Consider the following 21,227-nt stretch of genomic DNA (forward strand, 5'->3'; position numbering starts at 1 on the left):
AAATTTATCTATCTTTATGTAGCTGAGCGTCTTTGCCGTAGTGAGGCGAGTATGGCCCATAAAGTATGCAGTCGCGGCAGTTTCTAGAAAAGAGGTAGGCATCGGCTCTTACTGCTAGGTCGTATGATCTATCTGAGATGGTGTTTGCCACCTGCGTGATGACGGCTGAGACTAGCATGCCAAGCAGGCTGTTTTGCCCGCTGCCGCTATCCTCTGCAGCTTCTGCCTCGCCATGCCAGAGCGTCGCGCCACTTTTTATATCGACTAGCTTTGCTTCAAGCACTACCTTTGTAGAACTTGAGACCACGACGTAGCTCGTGCCGTAGTCTTTGATGTTGATGTAAAGCACGCTATCGGCGTGAAAAATTTTATCAAGCTTATTTAGTGGCACGGCTGCGATCTCGCTTGGCTCAGTGATGCCATTTTGCTTAAATGTATCATTTACAAGAGCCACTGGAAATACATAGTATCCAGCCTCGCTAAGTGGGGCTACTGAGTTAGCCAAAACCGCTGCTGAGCCAGCAACCTCGGTGCTATCGTTTGTTGGCATGAGTACTAGGATGGAGCGTGGCTTTTTTTGCAAAAAGGCTGAGTAGTCGTATGGCTCAGGCTCTTTGAAAGAACAACCCGCAAAAAATATCGCAAGAAGCGTCACAGCTATAAATTTCAGGCTATTTTTCATCTTTCGCTCCCTCTTTTTTGCTCTGCTTTTTTGGGGTTAAATTTTTAGAGCCCTTGATGAAATTTATAAATTCTTTTGACTCTGGGAAATTTTGCACCTCTTTGTCAAAATTTGCATTTGCAGCGCCTAAATTTCCATTATTTAAGTATAAAAGTCCAAGGTGTGCATAAAGCCCTGGCGCAACCTTGTAGCCCCTTTGGGTTGAGGTTTGCACTAAATTTTCTAAGCGTGAAATTTGCTCGGTTGCGTCGCCATCTTCGCTTAGATAGCTATATAGCGAGCTACTATATGTGCCGTCCCAGTAGTAAAGCGACCTTGGGCCACTTGCGTTGCTGCACCCTGCTAGCACGAGCGCAAGAGCGCCAAGGCAGGCAAGCCTTATTTTACTTGCCATGCTCCGCTCTCTATGCCGTTTACTAGGTTATTTACAGCTTCAATTATCGCTAGACTTAGCACCTTGCCATTTAACGTAGAGTCGTATCCTGCGGTGCCGCCAAAGCCGATCACCTCTCTGTTTGAAAGGGTGTATTCGCCAGCGCCACTAACTGAGTAGACGACCTCTGCGGTTTTGGTATCGACAACGTTTAAATTTACCTTTGAGTAAGCGGTTTGCTTCTTGCCTCTGCCAAGTATGCCAAATAGCTGGTGATCGCCTGTTGTTTTGCGGCCAAATTCGGTTACATCGCCAGTTATGACGTATCTTGAGCCTTTTAAATTTTGAGCCTCTTTGCTTAGCTCGCTTTCTTGTTTGATCACCTTCATATTTGATCTATCAAGCACTGAAAATCTACCGCTTTGCTGTAAATTTGTGATCAATATGCTTTGAGCTTGGTTGCCAAGTCTATCCTCGCCGTCACCAAAAACGCCATTTTGATAGGCTGATTGGTTGTTAAAGCGACCAATAGAAACTGAGACCTTTTTGCCGTTATAAACTGAGCCGTAGCTTGCTACTTTTGGAGTTTCTACCACTCTTGAGCTTTCGCTTGCGCACCCTGCAAAAAGCGCTGCGATCACTAGAGCTGCACTAAATTTTAAAACATTTTTCATCTTTATCCTTTGTGACAAAATCGTGTGTATATTACTACTTTTTTTTAAATGGCTCGAAATTTCATCCACGTGCCATTTGCGTATCTGCGCACAAAGAGCACCGCCTTTACCGCCCAGTCGGCAAACATCGCAAACCAAGTGCCTATCATGCCAAGATCAAAGGTGAGCGCAAAGATATAAGCTAGCACGATCCTGCAAGCAAACATGCAGGCTAAATTTACTATCATCGGGTATTTTGCGTCCCCAGCAGCTCGAAAAACGGTCGGATAGGTGTAGGCAAGCGGCCAGATGAGGCACATCGCGATGCCGTGATACCAGACGATCTGCCTTGTTAAATTTATGGCTTCGTTTGAGAGATTATAAACGCGAAGTAGCGGCTCAAGAAGCAGTAACACGACAGCCGTGCTAAAAAGCTGCACGATGTAGATGCTTATCATTGATTTTCTTACGTAAAATTTAGCCTGATTGAAGTCATTTGCGCCGATGCATCTAGCTACGACTACGCTTAGGCCTGTGCCTATTGCCATGCCAGGGAGCACCTGAAACATCACGATCGTCCCGCCCACGGCATTTGCAGCGATGCTTGCCGTGCCAAAGAGCGAAACAAGGCTCAAAACAATGATGCGACCCACGTAAAACATCGAATTTTCAAAGCCATAAGGCACGCCGATATTTAAAATTTTCTTGATGATCTCGTAGTCAAATTTATAGATAAGGCTCTTTCTTATGTGAAGTTTTAGCTTTATATCAAGTAGCAGATAGACGATGACAAAGCAAGCGATCGCTCTTGCTATGAGCGTGCTAATGGCGATGCCAAGCACTCCTGTGTGAAATGTGTAGATGCTAATGGCAGTTAGTAGCACGTTTAGTAAATTTGCAGCCGCCATGATATACATAGGTAGCTTTGCGTTTGACATCGTGCGAAAGATCGCCGCAGCTGCTGCATAGACGGCTAGAAAGGGAGCTGAAATGGCTGAGAAAACGAGGTAGTGGCTAGCATCGCTCCTTACTTGCTCGCCGATATCGCCAAAGACTTTATCTAAGATGAGATCTTTTAAAACTATGATGGCAAGGGCTATAAAAATGGCAAAAATCAGGCTAAACCAAACTAGCTGATCGGCGGTATTTCTGGCGTTGCCGCTTTGTTTGCTGCCTAGATACTGGCTAGCGACCACCGAGCCACCAGTGGCTATGGCGGTAAATATGCTAATAAATAGCGCCATGACAAACTCCACAAGGCTTACCGCACTCACCGCACTTTCGCTAACGCTTGCCGCCATTAGCGAGTTTGCAAGGCCAAGGCTATACTCTAAAAACTGCTCTACGGCGATAGGGAAAAATAGCCTTGCAAGGTCGGCATTTGAGAAAAATCTCTGCTCGTTTGTCAAATTTTTCAAATTTCATCCCCTTTGTAAAGTGTGGGTAAATTATAAATTTTAAAAGGTGAAAAGGCTATAAATTTTTGGGTCTTATTTATTGACAAATTTGTCTTAAAGTGAGTAAAATCACGCCAGTTCTAAGTTTTAGAAAGACCTTTTTTGGATACAAAATGCACTCAATCGGTATTGATATAGGCTCAACTTCTGCAAAAGTTGCCGTCATAGAGGCAAGTAGTGGCGAGATAAAGGAGCTATTTTTACTCCCAACTGGCTGGAGCAGCGCAGATACGGCCATGCTTATAAAAGAGCGAGTTTTAGGCTTAGGCCTTGGCGAGCTATATTTTACTGCGACAGGTTACGGCAGAGTCTCGGTGCCATACGCTGATAAAACCCTTACAGAGATCACCTGTCACGCGCTAGGGGCGCACTACTTTTGTAAAAGTGACTGCACAGTTATAGACGTGGGCGGACAAGATACGAAGGCTATCAAGCTTGAAAATGGCTCGGTGACGGACTTTACGATGAATGATAAATGCTCAGCCGGCACTGGTAAATTTCTTGAAGTGATGTCAAACCGCCTAGGAGTTAGGTTTGATGAGCTTACACGCCTTGCTAAAAATAGCGACAAAGATATATCCATAAGCTCGATGTGCACGGTCTTTGCGGAGTCTGAGATCATAAGCCTCATCGCTCAAAACGTCTCACGAGAAAATATCGCAAAAGCGGTGATCATCTCAGCTATAAATAAAATTTCAAATTTGGTCAAAAAACAGGCAAATACGAGGTATTTCTTAAGTGGTGGCTTTAGCAAGAGCTCGTATGTGAGAGAAAATTTAGAAGTTTGCTTGCAAGCTAGCGTCAGCACGCACGAAGATGCGATCTACTGCGGTGCGATAGGCGCTAGCCTTGCAGGAATAAGAAATTTAAGGAGAGAAAATGGCGATAAATGAGAGTATGAGTTTGAGCGAAATTTTCGCTACCTATGATAGCGCTAAGAAAAATTTAGCCCAAAACGTCGAAGCAGTCAAAAATAGCGGTCAAAAGCTCGCGGCTATCTTTTGCACCTACACACCAAGGGAGGTCATCCACGCGGCAAACGCTTATAGTGTGAGTGTCTGCGCAACTGGCGATAATGCCGTGATCGAGGGCGAAAAGTACCTGCCTAAAAACCTCTGTCCGCTCATAAAGGCAAGCTACGGCTTTGCAAAAGCGAACAAGTGCCCATTTGTGCGAAACTCTGATATCGTCATCGGCGAGACGACGTGCGACGGCAAGAAGAAGATGTATGAGCTAATGGGCGAATTTAAAGATGTGCATGTCATGCATTTGCCACATTTCAAGAGCCAAAAGAGCTTAGAAATTTGGCAAGATGAGGTAAGGGAGCTAAAAAAGCGTCTGGAGGATAAATTTGGCGTGAGCGTAAGCGATGAGGAGCTTAGAAACTCTATCAGGCTATTTAACAAAGAGCGCGAGCTAATGGGGGAAATTCAAAATTTCATGAAACTAACGCCACCACCAATGAATGGCAAAGAGCTACACGCACTGCTATATGGAAATGGCTTTATATTTGATAAAAAGGAGCAGATAAGCGACCTTGAGATCATCGTTGAGAAGCTAAAAGAGTGCGTTAGGGATAAAATTTCACCCGTGCATAAGGATGCCAAACGCATCATCATCACAGGCTGTCCAAGTGGCGGGGTCTATGATAAGATCGTGCCAGCCATAGAAGAGGTAGGCGGCGTCGTGGTGGCTTACGAAAACTGCACTGGGACTAAAAATTTTAGCAACCTTGTCGATGAAAATGACGATCCTATAAATGCCATAGCAAAGCGCTACATGGCGATACCTTGCTCGATCATGTCGCCAAATAAAGAGAGAGAAAATGTGCTACAAGAGATGATAAAAGAGTATAAGGCGGACGGCGTGATCGACGTTGTGCTTCAAGCCTGTCACACCTACAACGTAGAAACTGCCAATATAAAAAGGGCGTGTAACGACGTAGATACGCCTTATATGGCGCTTGAGACGGACTTTTCGACGAGTGACGCTGGGCAGATCAAGACAAGGCTCGAGGCATTTATAGAGATGCTTTAGGATAAATTTGGCGTCTGTTTTGGCGTCAAATTTAGAGTGGCTGACTTGAAAATGGAGAAATTTACTAAATTTACAAGTCAGCTAAAGTGAAAATTCCAACTTAAAAATAGATATTTTTAAAAAAATATGCAGGAATTTATCCCGCATATTTAAATAGTTAATCTTCTAAAAGACACCATGCAGAGTTATTACTATTTATATATCTCATGTGCTGATAGTCATAAAGAACAGAATTCCACTTTTCATCACCATTTTTCATTTTATCGTTATATTCTTTAGTCTTTTCTCTATCGCCTAAGTTTTTATACATGTCACGTAGATCCCTACATATATAGGCACTTTTTAGTTCATTGCAACCATATTCAAGCATTTTTACATCTGCTTTTGACTCAGAAAGTGCTTTTGCATAGTCAGAATAAATAGATTTAGTATCTCCATCTTTCTTTGCAAAATAAACTATTTTCCATTTTATCAAATCAAGAGCTGGTATATTGCAAGCTGGAGCGAATTTTTTGTCATAACAATATTCTGGTACTGTTTTTTCATAAAAATTTGTTACTTTCTTAATGTCTTTACTAGCTAAAGCTTCTAGTTTGTCTAGCCAAATGCAACCCAGATCATTGCCCTGATCAAGGCACCAATATTTTGCATCATCAATTCGCAGATCTTTGTCCGAGAAAGAACTTAATGACATTAGCTCTTTCTCCCCACTATAATCATAATTTGGTTTCTCTTTACTACTTCCTCCAAAGCCCCAAGCATATACGCTACTTGTGGCCAACACGCTGGCTAAGACTGAAGCTAAAATTTGCTTTTTCATCTTGATATCTCCTTTTTGATTTAAAAAGGCATTCTACCCCCCCCCCCGTACTTAAAATAAATTTTAAAAGGGTGCAGACTCATGAAAAAGTATAAATTTTAGTGTGTAAGTGTCTGCTAAAATGTGCAGAGTATGTCAAGCAGTCTGCCAAGCTTTTGCATATCGTTTAAGAAAAGCTGGTTTGGTTTTTGTGTAAATTCTTTAGCTTCTTCTAGGATTTTGGGCTCTAAGATGCTATAAGCAAACTCCTTTTTTAGTATCTTTGCGCCCTTTTTATAAACAAATTTTGCATCAATTAAACTTGCAAAAAAGCTATCATCTCTTAAGTAGTAGTTGGTGCTCGCATTTACAAAAACTGGCTTTTGAGCTAAAAACTCAGCGCAAACGCCATTTTGTGATCTAAATTTAACACTCTCAATCACATCAGGCCTTATCTCGTAAAACCTTATCTCGCTAGATTTTTTAAGAGCTAAAACGTCACTAGTTTTGTTTAAATTTATAAAGGCACTATCTGCTTCAATGACGTTTATAACGCCATTTACTAGAGAATAAGCACTTGTCGTTTTGTTTTGATCAAGAAAATTTACCATACCAAAAAATGGCACGCTGGCATTTTTATCAGCTAAGCTTGGCATGCTTTTTATGAGTAGTTGCTGCTTTTTGCCATTTAGCTCAAAGTAGCTCACCATGATAGAAATTTCATCCTTTTTGCTAGGCGTATTTTGCGAGCAGCCCGCAAAAAAGAGCACCCCAAGCAGCAAAACTACTAAATTTCTCATTTTATGAAGTAATCACCATCAAAGCTTACAAGCGAGTATTTTCTCTCGTTGCCGATACTCTCTTTAAGCTCATCGATGCTCAAAAACTCCAAACTGTCAGCTCCGATATACTCTCTGACCTCTTCGACGCTTTTTTTGGCGCTTATTAGCTCCTCAAAGCTTGGTGTGTCGATGCCGTATCGCTCAGGATACTTGAGCTCAGGGCACGCAACTCTGAAGTGAATTTCTTTCGCCCCTGCGTGTCTTAAGAGATCGACCACCTTCTTAGAAGTGGTGCCTCGAACGATGCTATCATCGATCACGACGATGCTTTTACCAGCTAGTACGCTTGACATTGGATTAAGTTTTAGCTTGACCTTTAAATTTCTCATCTCTTGGCTTGGCTCGATAAATGTCCTGCCCACATAGTGGTTTCTGGTGATGGCTAGCTCAAATGGAATTTTGCTCTCGTTTGCGTATCCAAGTGCTGCTGGCACGCCACTATCTGGCACGGGCACGACAAAGTCAGCCTTTACCTTGCTCTTTCTAGCTAGCACCTCGCCCATCTTTTTTCTCACTTCATAGACGCTTTTGCCCTCTATAACGCTATCTGGGCGCGCAAAATAGATGTACTCAAAGGCGCAAACTCTAGGCTCTGGCTCGAAGATTTGCAAGCTTTGAAACTCGCTCTTGCCATGCTCAAAAACTATCATCTCGCCAGGTCTAACATCTCTTATAAATGTCGCTCCCACAAGATCAAACGCACAAGTCTCGCTAGCTACGATGTATCCGCCATCTTTTAGCCTACCAAGGCTTAGTGGCCTAACGCCCCAGCGGTCTCTTATGGCAAAGGTCTTGTGACGTGACTGCACGAGCAGGCAGTAAGCGCCTTTTATCTTATCAAGTGCTGCGATGATGCGATCTTGTAGGTGTTCGTCGTGGTTTCTTGCGATGAGGTGGATGATGTTTTCTGTGTCCATATTTGTCTGAAATATCGCGCCATCTTTGATGAGCTCGTCTCTAACCTCGTCTTTATTGACCAAATTTCCGTTGTGAACGATCGAGATTTGACCTAGGGCGTAGTTGGCGGCTATTGGCTGGGCGTCACGGCCTGAGTTTTTGCCAGCTGTTGCGTAGCGGTTGTGACCGATCGCCATGTCGCCTTTTAGAGAGCTCAAAACCTCCTCGTTAAATACCTCAGTGACTAGGCCGTTGCCCTTGTGAGTGGAGATCTCGCCGTCGTTACAGACGCTGATGCCACTTGCCTCTTGACCGCGGTGTTGCATAGAAAATAGCGCATAATACGCCGTTTTCGCCGCATCCTTAGAATTTATGATACCAACTATCGCACACATCTTTTATCCTTTTTCATCTTTTAAATTTCATCTTTGCAGTTACATTTCATAGCCAACGCTAAGCACTTTTTGTAAGTGACTTGTTGTCTAATTGCTGGCACATTCACCGTTATTTGCACCATTTATAATAATCCAAATACGCTAAAACTAAATTTCATCATCTCAAATCAAACTCGTCAGCTCTTAAATTTTGGCGCTTTTCGCGCTTTGGCAGGTAGAATTTATCGCCAAATTCTAGCTTGTAGCTCTGCGCGTCATCAAGACTAAATTTAATCATCAAGCCCCAAACTATCATCTATTGAGTAAAGACCGCTGCCTTGATCTTTTAGCCAGATGGCAGCCTTGATCGCACCTTTTGAAAAGGTTGCTCTGCTAGTTGCGGTGTGGTTTAGCTCGATAAATTCGCCGTCATTGTAAAAGCCAACCGTGTGACGACCGACCACGTCGCCACCACGAAGTGCCATAACTGCGATCTCGTCTTTGCTTCTTGCACCCACCATGCCAGCTCGCCCAGTTACTAAGACATCTTTTAAATTTAGATCCCTTGCTTCTGCCACACATCCTGCTAAAGTCATCGCAGTGCCGCTTGGAGCATCCTTTTTATGTCTGTGGTGTTGCTCGACGATCTCTATGTCAAATTCTCTTAAAACTTTTGAAGCTATCCTTGCTATGCGGTTTAACACTGCTACGCCTAGGCTCATATTTGTTGCGTAGAGTATTGGCATAGCTGCTGATGCAAGTTGAAGCAAGTTTTTCTCGTCGTCATTTAGCCCAGTCGTGCCGATAACTAGTGGTTTTGGGTTGGTCCTAGCGTAGTTTAGTAGCGCCACCGTCGCCTCTTTTTGGCTAAAGTCGATGATGACATCGCACGCTTCAAAAAATTTAGCAAAGTCATTTGTTAAAAGCTCGCTACTTAAATTTTCAACCTCGTTTTTTTGGCTAAACGCAACACTTAAAAGCGCATTTTTCTCATCTTTTAAACAAGAGATGATACTTTGAGCCATCTTGCCGCTAGCGCCGTAAAGTCCTATTTTTACCAAAATTTATCCTTTGAATTTTGGTTGAAATTTAACATAAAATTTATTATATAGAGATTACGAAACGGCTTTTGAAAAGAGCTGCTTGTGGCTAGAATTTAATTAAAAATTATCATTTTGCTAATTATTAGACGCACCTACCTTTGCCTATTTTGTGCAAAAAAGACGACTCGCTATGTTTAGAGTTATTTTATTAATACAATTTTTGAAAATAAATTTTGCTAAAAATGGTTTATTTTGAAAGAGAAATTTAGCCAAAAATTTGGCTAAATTTGAGTATTAATGCAAGCTTTCTATGTAGCTCATAGCGCTAAGTGCAGCCACTGCGCCATCACCTGCTGCTACGATGACTTGCTTTGGAGCGTCCTCTCTGATGTCGCCTGCTACAAATAACCCTTTTAGGCTAGTTTGCATCTTAAGGTTAGTCTTTACCTGTCCGCCATCAGCCATTTCGCAGATAAATTTACCGTTTTCATCTTTTAAAATTTCGTTATTTACATTTAGTCCGACAAATGTGAAAATGCCCGGCACATCAAGCACGCGCTCGCCATTTTTAGTATCAAGCACGATCTTTGTTAGGCCCATTTTATCGCCAAGCGCCTCTTTTACAGTCGCACTTGTTATAAACTCGATCTTCTCATTTTTTCTAGCTTTTTCAACCGTAGTTGGTGCCGCTCTAAATTCATCACGTCTATGCACTAGATAAACTTTTGAGCAGATATTTGCTAGATAAAGTGCCTCTTCAACAGCTGTGTCGCCACCGCCAAGAACGGCTACTTCTTTGTTTTTGTAAAAGAAGCCATCGCATGTTGCGCATGTGCTAACGCCTTTGCCAAAGAACTCGTCCTCGCCTTTAAAGCCAGCACGTCTTGGGGTTGAGCCAGTCGCTACGATGACAGCCTTTGCCTGCTCGCTCTTGCCGCCCTCAAGTAAAATTTCAAAGCTGCCGTCACTATTTTTTCTAACGCCAACGACATTTGCCCACTTATGAACTAATCCAAATGCACTGCACTGCTTCCACCAAGTGCTCATAAAGTCAAAGCCGCTTTCGCCAGGTGCTTTTTGACCTGGGTAGTTTTCTATCTCTGAGCTAGAGGTGATCTGACCGCCAGGCTCGCCTTTTTCAAACATTACAACATTTTTTAATCCGCCTCTAGTGGCGTAAAGTCCGGCGCTTAGTCCTGCTGGACCGCCTCCGATGATCGCTAAATCAAGCATAAATTTCCTTTATTCTAAAACATTTATGGACGAATTTTGTTTGTAAATTTCGCCCCTTTGATGAACTATCTCAACACTGCTAGGAAGCTTCGTGATGCTTAAATTTCGCATAAGCTCTAGGACTGTATTTATATCTGAGCTTATGTATTTTAGTGTTGAGTTTGACTCATATCTTTTTTGAAAGATATCGATCGCCACAACTGTTTCATTTTTGGTTGGTAAAATTTCGTCTAATTTTGATTGATTTGAACTGAAGATTAAAAGCGTGTATTTTGGCTCTTTTGGAGTGAAAATTTCGCTTTTTTCGTAAAAAACTAGCTTCTCAAAATCAACAAATTTATATTGTGAAAAACGATAGTTGCTATACGCAAATGCAGCTGCTATCATAGCTGCACCAAAAAATGAACCAAATATATAGGTAAGAGGAAGCAGACTTCCTCTTCTTTTTTCGCTCATTAAAGAAGCGAATTTAGTTTGTCAGTTAGGGCTTGTTTTGACTGCGCACCGACCATTTGCTCAACTAGCTCGCCATTTTTGAAAAATAGCAATGTTGGGATCGATCTGATGCCAAACTCAACCGCAAGATCTTGTACTTCATCAGTATTTACCTTGCAAATTTTCGCTTTGCCCTCAAAGTCTTCAGCAAGCTCTTCGATCACTGGAGCTAGCATACGGCAAGGTCCGCACCATGGAGCCCAGAAATCTACTAGAGCAACGCCTTCTTTTGTTACATCAAAATTTTCTTTTGTGAGTTCGATGTATTTTCCCATTTGTTCTCCTTATTTTCAAGATGTGGCAATTATACAAAATCAAATTTAAATTTTAGCTAAATAATAAATTTTATTATAAACTAATATTTTCTATCAGCTCAAAATTTTCATTTTTTACAACTAGCAGATCAAGCTGATAGTCTCTGTTTGGCTCATTTTTCATCATATAAAAATTTATTGTTTTTAAAATTTTCATATATTTTGCCTTGTTTAGCCTATACTCCGCTTCGTACCCTCCGCTAGTTGCTTTTACTTCAATAAAATGTAAAATTTTATCGCTACTTAGTGCGATGATGTCGATCTCGCCAAATTTAGAGTGAAAATTTCTCTCTAAAATGACAAAACCAAGCTTACGCAAAAACTCGCAAGCCCTATCTTCGGAGCTCTTACCAAAGAGGTATTCTTTTAGCCCCAAGCTACTCCTCGATCCTCATCATAAATGGCTCTTCTTTTATATACTCTTGCTCTTTTAAAAGCTCCATCGTTCGCTTCGCATCGGCCTCCAAGCTCGTGTGCGTCGTGAAAAATAGCACGGCATACTCGCTCTCATCTTTTGGCTTTTGCAGCAAGCTGTCGATTGAAAGGTTGTTTTCGCTCATTAAATTTGTTATCTTTGCTAGCACGCCCATTTTGTCTTCGACTTTTAGCCTAAAGTAGTATTTCGTCTTTATCCTGTCGCGGTCTAGTAGCTCTAAGGCGTTTAGCTCAAATGGCGCTTTGTATCCAAGCATCGGCGACTTGCTATCTCTTGCGATATCGATGAGATCGCTAATTACCGCACTTGCTGTCGCGTCTCCGCCAGCTCCTGGGCCATAGTACATAGTCTCGCCAACGACCTCGCCAACGACGCTGATCGCATTTGTTACGCCACTTGCCTTTGCTATCATTTTATTTTGTGGTACAAGCGCTGGATGCACGCGTAGTTCGACCTTGCCCTCGCTTTTTTTGGCGATGGCTAGAAGTTTTATTGAGTATTCAAAATCTTTTGCGAAAAATATATCCTCTGGCGTGATGCCTTGTATCCCCTCGATCAAGATGTCTTCTGGATCGCCGTGCACGCCGTATGCGATGCTAGCAAGGATGAGAAGCTTGTGAGCCGTATCAAAGCCGCCCACGTCAAAAGTAGGATCGGCCTCAGCGTATCCAAGCTCTTGCGCCTTTTTAAGTGCGTCTTTGAAATTTGAGCCCTCATTCATCATCGAGGTTAGGATGTAGTTGCTGGTGCCATTTAGTATGCCATTTATGCTTAAGATGTGGTTGGCGCTAAGCCCTTCTCTTAAGGCTCTAATGATCGGTATGCCACCAGCCACGCTTGCTTCAAAGCCAAATGGCGTGTTTTTGGCTAAATTTTGCAAAGCATATCTGTGATAGGCAAGAAGCGCCTTGTTTGCAGTGACGACCGCTTTTTTACGCTTTAAAATTTCGCTCACCACTCTAAAAGGCTCTTCAACACCGCCCATAAGCTCGACAAAAACGTCGATATCATCGCGGTTTATGACGCTATTTATATCATCAGTCAAAGGGATGCCAGCGTCTCTTTTTTTATTTAAATTTCTGACCACTCCAACGACTGGCACTATCTCTTCGCCACATCTTGCTGCGATTAGCTTTTTGTTTTTTAGTAAAATTTTTGCAACCGACTCACCAACGGTTCCAACGCCTAATATCGCTACATTCATTCAAATTCTTTCAAATATTTTTTTATATTTCTTGCTGCTTGTCTTATCCTGTTTTCGTTTTCGATAAGAGCTAAGCGCACATAGTCGTTTCCGCCCTCGCCAAAACCAATGCCCGGACTAACAGCAACTGAAGCCTTTGTAAGAAGCTGCTTTGAAAACTCAAGGCTGCCTAGGTGGCTAACCTTTGGTGGAAGTTTCGCCCAGATAAACATGCTAGCATTTGGCTTTTTAAGCTCCCAACCAGCCTGAGCAAAGGCCTCTATCATCACATCTCTTCTTTTTTCATAAATTTGGCGTATCTCTTCAACGCAGCTTTGATCGCCGTCAAGTGCGACTGTGGCAGAGACTTGAATAGGCGTAAACATGCCGTAATCAACCCATGATTTTATCTTTTTAAGTGCGGCGCAAAGCCTCTTGTTTCCGCACATGAAGCCAACTCTCCAGCCAGCCATGTTGTAGCTTTTTGAAAGAGTGTAGCACTCGACTGCGACATCTTTTGCGCCATCTACTTCAAAAATGCTTGGAGTTTTGTAGCCATCAAAGGTAAGATCAGCGTAGGCGATATCTGAGATGATGTAAAATCTCTCTTGCTTTGCGATGCTTACAAGGCGCTCGTAAAAGCTCTTTTGCACGGTCACGGTCGTTGGATTGTGGGGGAAATTTACGACCACATATTTTGGCTTTGGCGAGCTTGCGTGTATCGTCTGGATTAAGTTTTCAAAAAATTTATTCTCATCTAGCTCAAATTTATCATTGTAGTGAAGCGGCATCTTTGCGACACTTCCGCCAGCAAATAAAAACGCTTGCGTGTGTATCGGATATGCAGGATCAGGCACGATAGCCACATCGCCTGGGTTTATCACGGCTTGAGCAAGATGCACAAAGCCCTCTTTGCTGCCCATTGTGGCTACTGCTTCAGTTTCTGGGTCTAAATTTACGCCGTATTTGCGCTTATACCAGTTGCAAATGGCAAGGCGGAGCTTGTAAATTCCAGCACTGGCTGAGTAGCCGTGGGTCTTGTCTTTTTGCGCGCTTTCGCATAGTTTATCGACGATGTGCTGCGGTGTTCTGCCTTCTGGGTTGCCCATAGAAAAGTCGATGATGTCCTCGCCAGCTCTGCGTGCTGCCATTTTTATAGCATTTACTTCGGCAAAAACGTAGTTTGGCAAACGCTCAATTGTATTAAATCTTATCTCATCAAACACTGTTTGCTCCTATTTTATAAGCTTGATAATTATCTCGTTTTTAATGTTAGTTATGTCGTTATTATCGCTAATTAACGCGTATTTTGCGTCATTAGATAAATTTATGGTGTAGTTAGTTTTTATCTCGTTTTCTCTTTTTAGATCGATTTGGTTTAAATTTTTATCATAAATTCTAACAAGTGGCACCCATTTGTTTGGCTCGTTTGAGATGATATTTAGGCTGCTTGCACCTGCCACGTCGACGATATAGACGCCACCACTCTTTACAAGTGGGGTCTCTTCGTTAAAATTTACTTTTGACGCATCAAGGATCATATTCTTAGCATCCAAATAAAGCGCTAAATTTCCATCAAGCCTATCAAATCCCATGATCTTAAAGCCACTTTTACTAAGCGTGAAATTTAGTAAATTTGGATCTATGCCGCCACTTTTTAGAGCTAAAATCCCATAAGAAATTTCACTGCCATTTTTTAGAGAATTTACCCTTGCGACGCTTATATTTGCATCTTCAAGAGCTAAATTTATCGATTTTACAAATAGTGCTGAGGGGGCTTTTTGCGTGCTTATAAATTTTAAATTTAAGCTATTTGAGCTAAAAGAGAGAGCATCGTAGTTTGAGCTTTGCTTTAGCCTTGAGACTAGCTCGCCAACGTTTAGCGAGCCGTTAGTGTCTAAATTTTCTAAAGAAATTTGCAGATCTTTTCCGTTGCTTAGTGCATTTGCACTGCTATTTAGATCAAAAGCGTATGAAAAAACGCTAAAAAGAAGAAATATGGCTAGTTTTTTTACCAAGATTTGCCCTTATTCATCTCGACAAACTCGTCATAAGTTAAAAATTTCATATCGCCATTTTCTACTAAAAATCTAGCTGGACGGCTTGGGTTATACTTTGTCACTTTATCGCCGATCTTAAGCTCGATGTTGCCATTTCCGCAAACGACTAGCTGTCTTTGGTCTAAATTTATATTGACACTTTTGCTTGTGTCGCTTGATGTTTTTTGTCCATTTTCAAGATTGATGATGCCTATCCAAACGCGTTGTTTTGGTGTGATGATCGCTTCATTTAGTGGCTTTGTCACGTTTTGCTCTACTTTTGGATCTGGTTGGGCTGCCATACTAGGTTTTAGGGCATTTTGATCAACACTAGCAGGACTTACAGTCACGTTTTGCTCAGCTGGAGCTGAAATTTTCACGCTTGAAGCGTTTGCATCGATCTTTGGAGCGTTTTGAGAGATCGTTACGTTTGTGTCGATTATGTTTTTCTTCACTTCATTTACGATGCTTGATTGCGAGTAGCTCACGCTTGTGTTGTCTTCATTTAAGCTTGCTATGAAATTTTGGACGTATTTGTAAGCGTCAAAGTAGTAAGCGCCGCCAGCGATGATAGCTAAAATGATGATCCAGAAGAAAAATCCAGCCCCACCACCGCTACTTTGCCTTTGGATCGAGACATCTTCAGGTGTGTAAGAAGAAATTTTTGGGCTAACTTTTGTTTTTTTGCTCTCATCAGGCATGTTTTCTTGCATAAATGCGTCGTATTCAGCGAGAAGTTCGCTAAGATCGACGCCGTACTCACGCTGTAAAATTTTGGCGTAGCCTCTCATGTTTAAGCGTGATAATTTTTCAAAATTTTTATCAAAAATGTATTGTAAAAATGTGGGTTCAATGTGCGTCTTACGCGAAATTTCCTTTATGCCTATCTCTTTTAAATTTTCTAATTCATTCATCTATCATCCTATCACAAATTATCGCAAAAGCTGCACTTACATTTAGGGAGTCCCAGCCATCTTTTAGCTTGATACCGACGCACTCATCGCACTTTGCTAGAGCTTTTTGCGGTATGCCTTCGCCCTCTGAGCCCATCACCAAAGCCCTTTTGCCAGCAAATTTCATCTCTTTTATATTTTTGCCGTTGCTTGCCGTCGCGTAGAGCCTAAAACCACACTGTTTTAGCTCGTTTAGCAGGCTAAGTCCGTCTTCAAAGATCGCTATTGGTATCTCGTAAGCAGCACCGCTACTTGACCTTAAAACACCTTGCATATTTACACTTTTTGTAACGATGACAAGTCCTTCGCAGCCTAGAGCATAGGCACTTCTAGCGATGGCGCCGATGTTTCCGACATCACTTATGCCATAAAGCACGGCGATGAAATTTAGCTTTTTTAGCTCGCTAAAGTCTGAAAACTCAAACTCGCTAACGCTTGCTAAAAAGCCTTGATGGTTGCCGCCATGCGCCATCGACTGAGCTTTTTGATTATCCACGCGGATGATCTTCTTGCCAGTGCCACAAATTTTAGAAAAGAGTTTTTTATCACACTCTTTTGAGAGATAGATCTCTTCTAGGATCTGCGGGCGCTTGTTCAAAATATGTAAAAATAGCTGTTTTCCGTATATTATCATGGTTGCTTATGGTAGCTAAAGTCAAGTAAAATTTAACTTATTTTGCTTCTAAATTTGAGTGAATTTTTGAAACTTTTTAGCAAAATTTGAGCTTTTAAATTTTTATGCTTTTATGAGCTCGTCGTAGATCTTTTTGACGTCCTTGCCAGTTATTTTGCTAAGCAGTTTTGCCTTTGCTTTTGGGGCGATGTCAAGCGAGATGATCTCATCTTTTGTGATGTTTTGAGTGGCTATATTCTCACTTTTTGAGATGACTACTGCCCACTCGCCGTTTAAATTTGCCTTTTCTAAAATTTGGGCTAAATTTTTGGCTGCACCCTTAAATTTAGTCTCAAATTTTTTGGTGGCCTCTTTTATGGCAAAGATTTCTCTTTCTGGTTCTAAATTTGCGATGTTTTCTATCAAATTTAAGATGCGTTTTGGGCTTTCGTAGATGACGGCTGGATAGGCTAAATTTAGAGCATTTTGTATGGCTAGAGCTCTCTCTCTGCCAGTATTTGGTAAAAATCCTAAAAAAACAAACTCTTTATCGCAAAGTCCGCTTGCGACTACACTTAAAAGTGCAGCGTTTGCTCCGCTTAAAATTTCGTATTTGATATCATTTTTTTGAGCGTATCTTACTAGGCTAACGCCTGGATCGCTTATACCTGGCATGCCAGCATCGCTCATGTAAGCAATATTTTTGCTCAAAATTTCTTCACTTAAATTTGCAAAAAATTCATCTTCGTTGTGGGTGTGAAACGGGATAAAATTTGAGATGTTTATGTTTGCGTCAAAGCGTTCGTTTAGCAGATTTACAAGGCTTTTGCAAACTCTTGTATCTTCGCAGATAGCTATCTCGCATTCACGCAAAATTTTGATCGCGCGAAGCGAGATATCTTCTAAATTTCCTATTGGAGTAGGAACAAAGTAGAGCAAGGCTTATTTTTGAGCGTATTTTTTCTTAAATTTCTCAACACGGCCAGCGCTATCAACTATCTTTTCGCTGCCTGTGAAAAATGGGTGGCACTTGTCGCAAATGTCAATTCTGATTTCGCTTTTGTTTGACTTTGTCTTAAAAGTGTTGCCACACGCGCAAGTTACGGTGCATTCTACATACTCTGGATGGATCTCTTTTTTCATCATCTTTCCTTTATTATTTTGGGCTATTTGTTACCTTAAAAGTTGCTGATTATATAAAAACTAATCTAAAAATCAAATAAATTAGGCAAGAAATTTTGCCGCCACAGATATGACTGCGGTCTGTGATCTTAGGATATTTTTTGTATTTAGCCCGTAGATATTTTTAAATTTAGCCGTCTCATCCTCGCTAAATCCGCCCTCTGGACCAATTATCAAAATTTCATCATCTCTTTTTTCATTTAAATTTTTACCGCCAAAATTTATGGCCGAGACATTTTTATAAACGCTCATTAGCTCGTCTAAATTTTTGTAAATTTCAAATTCCATTAGCGACGTTCGTCCGCACTGCTCGCATGAAAGCGCATTTATGTAGTTTAGCTTTTCAAGATCGATCTTGAAATTTGCCTGAGAAAATTTAGTATATACAAAGGCGATCTTGCCAACGCCAAGCTCATTTAAAAATGGCAGTGCCTTTTCGATCGTCTTTGGATCAACGACCGCCCAAGCGATGGTAAAGTCAAATTTATGCTCGCAGTTTAGGCTGGCAAAAACAAGGCTTAAATTTGCACTTCTGCGCTCTATCTCATCGATCTCATAGATATACTCTTTGCCGTCGCATAAATTTCTAACACTTATGCGCTCTCCTGCTTCAACCCTTCTAGCTTTTAGGTGCAAAAATGCCTCATTTACTATTTTTAGGCGCTCATCGCCAGCGTTTTTATCATATAAAAATTTCATCTAAATCCCTGCAATGATGATCAAAATAATGTCACAAATGCCTTTAACAAGGGCAAATTTTTTAAATTTCTCTAGCTCGCCAGCAATGGCGTATCTTTTTAGTCTTTTATATCCAACGGCGCTAAGTGCGATCAAAGCTATCAAGACAAGAAGCATTTTTATGGCGTTAAATTTTGGCTCATAGCTATAATATGCCCACAAAATAAGCCCAGTTAGCACCAAAAAGCTAAGTAGCATATGATAAATAGGCAAAAAATACCTTATGCGAAGCACGTAGTTTTTACTCCTCACTCCAAGCTGAGTAAGCGCTAGATAAAGCACCGCCAAGGCAAGAAGTGCGTAAAAAAATGTCACGTGAAATGGCAAAGTATAAGCATAAAGCGAGCTTAAGTGTTCGTTCATTTCTTATCTTTAGGAGGCTCGTTTTCTTCTACGACTGGCTCAGGTGGCAACTGCTCATCGATAGTTACATTCGCATCAGGCTGAGCTATCGTAACATCACTTGGGACTGGCTCACTAACGTCACTTTTTGCCTCTTCTTTATCTTCACATCCCAAAAATACGCCAGCTATAAGCAAAAAAGAGGTTATAAATTTTTTCATTAAACGTCCTTTGGATTTTCTATTTTTATCTTATTTATCATCTTTTCAAGCAAATTTTTATCTTCCCACTCGTCTATAATGGCCTCTGAAAATTTGATATCACTAAGCCTTATCTCGCCCATTTGCGGGTTTATAGCGTCCTCTTTGAAGCACTGCGCATAACCAGTGTCGGTTTCATGGACGATGACGCTATGAAGCTTCACTTCGCGCTCGCCATTACTCATCACGCTAAGTTCAAGTAGCCGCTCTATCATGACAAAAAATATACGGCAAAACTGCTCTGCACTGGGATTTAGCGGGATCTCGATCCACCTTGCAGAGTGCTTTTTAAGGTCGTTTTTGTATTCGTCACTATCGCCTGAATATATGGTCGTAGCATGGTCAAAGCTATCTATGATCGTTTTTATGTTTTGCTTCATCAGTCCAAAGTCATAGACCATGCCAGCGTTGTCTAAGAAATTTGAGCTAAGTAAAATTTCCGCTACGTAGCTGTGGCCGTGGATGCTCGTCCTGCAGCGCTTTGAGCTACAAAATCTCACGATATGCGCATTTTCAAATCTAAAAAGTTTTCTAATAATCATCAAACACCCTCTTTATCGCTCCAAAGCCTGATGTGGATACGCTCTGAGTAGTTAAATCCATGCTTTATGGCAAACTGCGCTGTTTTTAGAGCATTTTTGCTTAGCTCGTCCTCATTTGCACCCATCGCCATGCACCAAACTGGCAAATTTACTCTATTTTTTATATATAAAATTTCCTCCAGCTCGCTTTTATCAAAGTGCGAGAGGACAAATTTTAAAAAGCTGCTTTTAGCGTTATCTTTGATAGCTAAAATGGCATCTAAATTTATGCGTTTTTGCTCGCTAACTCCGCTATTTGCTAGCTTTACCCCAAGTGCAAAATGGCAGTTTTTATAAATTTCAAATTTATCAAAATCAACCAAGATCGTGCCATTTGTCTCAAAATGCACCTCGTAGTTTATAAGCAAATTTCTTACCAAATTTATGAAATTTTCATTTTGATGCCAGATGAGTGGCTCGCCGCCAGTTAAAACGATGATAGGCTTTTGCTCTAAGCCTTTACAAAGCCCATCAACTAGGCTTAAAATTTCATCTGTGCTATATCTTTTGTGGTGAAAATGTCCCTTAAAAACGGCTCTTATGCTATCGCATCCCAAAAGCTCTTCACCTGTTTTTAAAGACCTTGTCTTTACGCCAAAGCCAGAGCAGTTTAGGTTGCAGCCCAAAAAGCGTAAAAACACAGCGAGCCTACCCTGATAAGCGCCCTCGCCTTGGATGCTTAAAAATGCCTCAACTAATTCTAGCTCTTTGCTCATCAACCACCAGTTTGGTAAAAAGCCCTTGAAGAGGTTTCATTTTCAGCTCCTAGAGCCCATTTGTTCTCTTTTGGCTTGTTAGCAAGTACTTGCCTTAAGATCTCGCTTGCTGCGACGATGTCGCCATTTGCAACTGCTTTTTTGATACTTAGCGCATCTTCAAAATAAAGGCAAGGTATCAAAAGCCCCTCAGCGCTTAGCCTAATGCGGTTGCAGCTCTCGCAAAAGTCGTGTTTGTGAGGGTCTATGATGCCAAATTTATAGCCGTCATCAAGCCTATAAATAGACGCAGGTGCGTTTGGCAATTTTTCATCTTTTGTGACGTTATATTTTTGCGAGATGATCTTTAAAATTTCATCGCTTTTTAGCCCTTTTAGATCCTCTTTGGCGTGCGAATTTTCCATATATTCGATAAATCTGATCTGAGAATTTCTAAATTTAGCAAACTCAAGCAAATTTACTAGTTCATCGTCGTTAAAGCCTTTTAGCGCGACTGTGTTTATCTTTACCTTTAGTCCAGCGTCAAGTGCTGCCTCAAAGCCAGCTAAAACCTCGTGTAAGACGCTCTTTTGAGCGATAAATTTAGCCTTTTGCTCATTTAGCGTATCAAGCGACATATTTATGCGCTTTAGACCAGCGTCCTTTAGTCTTTTGGCAAAGTGTGGCAGCATAAAGCCATTTGTCGTAAGCGCTAGATCGATGTCTGGCTTATAATCGCTTATCATCTTTATAAAGACGTCCAGATCCTTGCGCACGAGTGGCTCGCCGCCTGTGATCCTGATCTTTTTCACACCCTCGTCGATAGCTACTTTTACAAATAAAAATAGCTCTTCAAATGTCAGTAAATTTTCTTTTGGCGTCCAACTAAATGGCGTCGTAGGCATGCAATATCTACATCTAAAATTGCAACGCTGCGTCACAGAAATTCTTAAATAATCAACAACCCGACCATATTTATCTATTAGCATAAAGCACCTTTTTTTAA

At 41.3% G+C, this 21,227-nt stretch carries 27 protein-coding genes; 2 read left to right on the forward strand and 25 right to left on the reverse strand.

What is annotated here, in order from left to right:
• Positions 1–4 precede the first annotated feature (4 nt).
• The 4 genes from MTT09_RS01015 to MTT09_RS01030 are packed head-to-tail and all read right to left on the reverse strand — an operon-like array spanning position 5 to position 3,126.
• A complete protein-coding gene (locus tag MTT09_RS01015) occupies positions 5–682 on the reverse strand; it encodes a DUF799 domain-containing protein (protein ID WP_103570526.1) in 678 nt (225 codons plus the stop codon).
• The gene (locus MTT09_RS01020; RefSeq protein ID WP_103570525.1) at positions 672–1,076 is read right to left on the reverse strand and encodes a DUF4810 domain-containing protein; all 405 of its coding nucleotides are present in this window, start codon (positions 1,074–1,076) and stop codon (positions 672–674) included. Before MTT09_RS01020 ends, MTT09_RS01015 begins: the two co-directional genes overlap by 11 nt.
• Complete coding sequence (locus MTT09_RS01025; RefSeq protein ID WP_103570524.1) at positions 1,061–1,729, reverse strand: CsgG/HfaB family protein; 669 nt, start codon at positions 1,727–1,729, stop codon at positions 1,061–1,063. Before MTT09_RS01025 ends, MTT09_RS01020 begins: the two co-directional genes overlap by 16 nt.
• 44 nt (positions 1,730–1,773) lie before the next feature.
• Positions 1,774–3,126: an MATE family efflux transporter gene (locus MTT09_RS01030; protein ID WP_429802029.1), complete on the reverse strand. Its 1,353-nt coding sequence runs from the start codon at positions 3,124–3,126 to the stop codon at positions 1,774–1,776.
• Between the two features lie 152 nt (positions 3,127–3,278).
• Here MTT09_RS01030 and MTT09_RS01035 point away from each other — a divergent pair, with 152 nt between their 5' ends.
• Both MTT09_RS01035 and MTT09_RS01040 read left to right on the forward strand, forming a co-directional pair.
• On the forward strand, positions 3,279–4,058 hold the full coding sequence (locus MTT09_RS01035; RefSeq protein WP_429803691.1) for an acyl-CoA dehydratase activase: 780 nt from the start codon (positions 3,279–3,281) through the stop codon (positions 4,056–4,058).
• Complete coding sequence (locus tag MTT09_RS01040) at positions 4,045–5,202, forward strand: double-cubane-cluster-containing anaerobic reductase (protein WP_429802031.1); 1,158 nt, start codon at positions 4,045–4,047, stop codon at positions 5,200–5,202. The genes MTT09_RS01035 and MTT09_RS01040 overlap by 14 nt, the downstream gene beginning before the upstream one ends.
• Before the next feature lie 157 nt (positions 5,203–5,359).
• Here the strand turns inward: MTT09_RS01040 and MTT09_RS01045 are convergent, their stop codons facing one another.
• From MTT09_RS01045 to moaA, 21 genes are all read right to left on the reverse strand, one after another.
• Positions 5,360–6,022, reverse strand: a complete 663-nt coding sequence (locus MTT09_RS01045; protein WP_429802033.1) for a hypothetical protein — start codon at positions 6,020–6,022, stop codon at positions 5,360–5,362.
• Positions 6,023–6,138: 116 nt separating this feature from the next.
• The gene (locus tag MTT09_RS01050; protein ID WP_429802035.1) at positions 6,139–6,801 is read right to left on the reverse strand and encodes a hypothetical protein; all 663 of its coding nucleotides are present in this window, start codon (positions 6,799–6,801) and stop codon (positions 6,139–6,141) included.
• Positions 6,798–8,135, reverse strand: coding sequence for an amidophosphoribosyltransferase (gene purF, locus MTT09_RS01055; RefSeq protein WP_103568745.1), 1,338 nt, complete (start codon positions 8,133–8,135; stop codon positions 6,798–6,800). The genes MTT09_RS01050 and purF overlap by 4 nt, the downstream gene beginning before the upstream one ends.
• A 269-nt stretch (positions 8,136–8,404) precedes the next feature.
• Complete coding sequence (dapB, locus tag MTT09_RS01060) at positions 8,405–9,175, reverse strand: 4-hydroxy-tetrahydrodipicolinate reductase (protein WP_103617337.1); 771 nt, start codon at positions 9,173–9,175, stop codon at positions 8,405–8,407.
• Between the two features lie 276 nt (positions 9,176–9,451).
• Positions 9,452–10,390, reverse strand: coding sequence for an NAD(P)/FAD-dependent oxidoreductase (locus tag MTT09_RS01065; protein WP_009295038.1), 939 nt, complete (start codon positions 10,388–10,390; stop codon positions 9,452–9,454).
• Between the two features lie 9 nt (positions 10,391–10,399).
• A complete protein-coding gene (locus tag MTT09_RS01070; RefSeq protein ID WP_429802038.1) occupies positions 10,400–10,846 on the reverse strand; it encodes a hypothetical protein in 447 nt (148 codons plus the stop codon).
• A complete protein-coding gene (gene trxA / locus MTT09_RS01075; RefSeq protein ID WP_021092602.1) occupies positions 10,846–11,160 on the reverse strand; it encodes a thioredoxin in 315 nt (104 codons plus the stop codon). The genes MTT09_RS01070 and trxA overlap by 1 nt, the downstream gene beginning before the upstream one ends.
• Positions 11,161–11,233: 73 nt before the next feature.
• Entirely contained in the window at positions 11,234–11,575 is a 342-nt protein-coding gene (locus MTT09_RS01080) for a YraN family protein (RefSeq protein ID WP_004317970.1), read from the reverse strand.
• A gap of 1 nt (position 11,576) precedes the next feature.
• The gene (locus MTT09_RS01085) at positions 11,577–12,839 is read right to left on the reverse strand and encodes a homoserine dehydrogenase (RefSeq protein ID WP_429802040.1); all 1,263 of its coding nucleotides are present in this window, start codon (positions 12,837–12,839) and stop codon (positions 11,577–11,579) included.
• A complete protein-coding gene (locus MTT09_RS01090; RefSeq protein WP_103605192.1) occupies positions 12,836–14,044 on the reverse strand; it encodes an LL-diaminopimelate aminotransferase in 1,209 nt (402 codons plus the stop codon). The genes MTT09_RS01085 and MTT09_RS01090 overlap by 4 nt, the downstream gene beginning before the upstream one ends.
• A gap of 9 nt (positions 14,045–14,053) precedes the next feature.
• Complete coding sequence (locus MTT09_RS01095; RefSeq protein WP_429802042.1) at positions 14,054–14,836, reverse strand: hypothetical protein; 783 nt, start codon at positions 14,834–14,836, stop codon at positions 14,054–14,056.
• A complete protein-coding gene (locus tag MTT09_RS01100; RefSeq protein ID WP_429802044.1) occupies positions 14,830–15,771 on the reverse strand; it encodes a phosphatidylglycerophosphate synthase in 942 nt (313 codons plus the stop codon). The genes MTT09_RS01095 and MTT09_RS01100 overlap by 7 nt, the downstream gene beginning before the upstream one ends.
• On the reverse strand, positions 15,764–16,444 hold the full coding sequence (gene rlmB, locus MTT09_RS01105) for a 23S rRNA (guanosine(2251)-2'-O)-methyltransferase RlmB (RefSeq protein WP_012001059.1): 681 nt from the start codon (positions 16,442–16,444) through the stop codon (positions 15,764–15,766). Before rlmB ends, MTT09_RS01100 begins: the two co-directional genes overlap by 8 nt.
• Positions 16,445–16,546: 102 nt before the next feature.
• Positions 16,547–17,362, reverse strand: a complete 816-nt coding sequence (rsmI, locus tag MTT09_RS01110; protein ID WP_429802046.1) for a 16S rRNA (cytidine(1402)-2'-O)-methyltransferase — start codon at positions 17,360–17,362, stop codon at positions 16,547–16,549.
• Positions 17,363–17,365: 3 nt separating this feature from the next.
• Complete coding sequence (gene rpmE / locus MTT09_RS01115; RefSeq protein WP_021089480.1) at positions 17,366–17,566, reverse strand: 50S ribosomal protein L31; 201 nt, start codon at positions 17,564–17,566, stop codon at positions 17,366–17,368.
• Positions 17,567–17,647: 81 nt separating this feature from the next.
• Positions 17,648–18,304, reverse strand: coding sequence for a 16S rRNA (uracil(1498)-N(3))-methyltransferase (locus tag MTT09_RS01120; RefSeq protein WP_429802048.1), 657 nt, complete (start codon positions 18,302–18,304; stop codon positions 17,648–17,650).
• Positions 18,305–18,706 carry a hypothetical protein gene (locus tag MTT09_RS01125; protein ID WP_429802050.1) on the reverse strand — a complete coding sequence of 134 codons (402 nt, stop codon included), beginning with the start codon at positions 18,704–18,706 and terminating at the stop codon, positions 18,305–18,307.
• Positions 18,703–18,906, reverse strand: coding sequence for a hypothetical protein (locus MTT09_RS01130; RefSeq protein WP_429802052.1), 204 nt, complete (start codon positions 18,904–18,906; stop codon positions 18,703–18,705). The genes MTT09_RS01125 and MTT09_RS01130 overlap by 4 nt, the downstream gene beginning before the upstream one ends.
• Positions 18,906–19,487 carry a 6-pyruvoyl trahydropterin synthase family protein gene (locus MTT09_RS01135; protein ID WP_429802054.1) on the reverse strand — a complete coding sequence of 194 codons (582 nt, stop codon included), beginning with the start codon at positions 19,485–19,487 and terminating at the stop codon, positions 18,906–18,908. The genes MTT09_RS01130 and MTT09_RS01135 overlap by 1 nt, the downstream gene beginning before the upstream one ends.
• Positions 19,487–20,242 (reverse strand): 7-carboxy-7-deazaguanine synthase QueE, encoded by a 756-nt coding sequence (locus MTT09_RS01140; RefSeq protein ID WP_429802056.1) that lies wholly within the window; start codon positions 20,240–20,242, stop codon positions 19,487–19,489. The genes MTT09_RS01135 and MTT09_RS01140 overlap by 1 nt, the downstream gene beginning before the upstream one ends.
• Positions 20,242–21,210, reverse strand: coding sequence for a GTP 3',8-cyclase MoaA (gene moaA, locus MTT09_RS01145; RefSeq protein WP_012001065.1), 969 nt, complete (start codon positions 21,208–21,210; stop codon positions 20,242–20,244). Before moaA ends, MTT09_RS01140 begins: the two co-directional genes overlap by 1 nt.
• Positions 21,211–21,227 lie beyond the last annotated feature (17 nt).

The sequence above is a fragment of the Campylobacter concisus genome (assembly GCF_050447505.1).
In the GTDB taxonomy this organism is placed as follows: domain Bacteria; phylum Campylobacterota; class Campylobacteria; order Campylobacterales; family Campylobacteraceae; genus Campylobacter_A; species Campylobacter_A concisus_BP.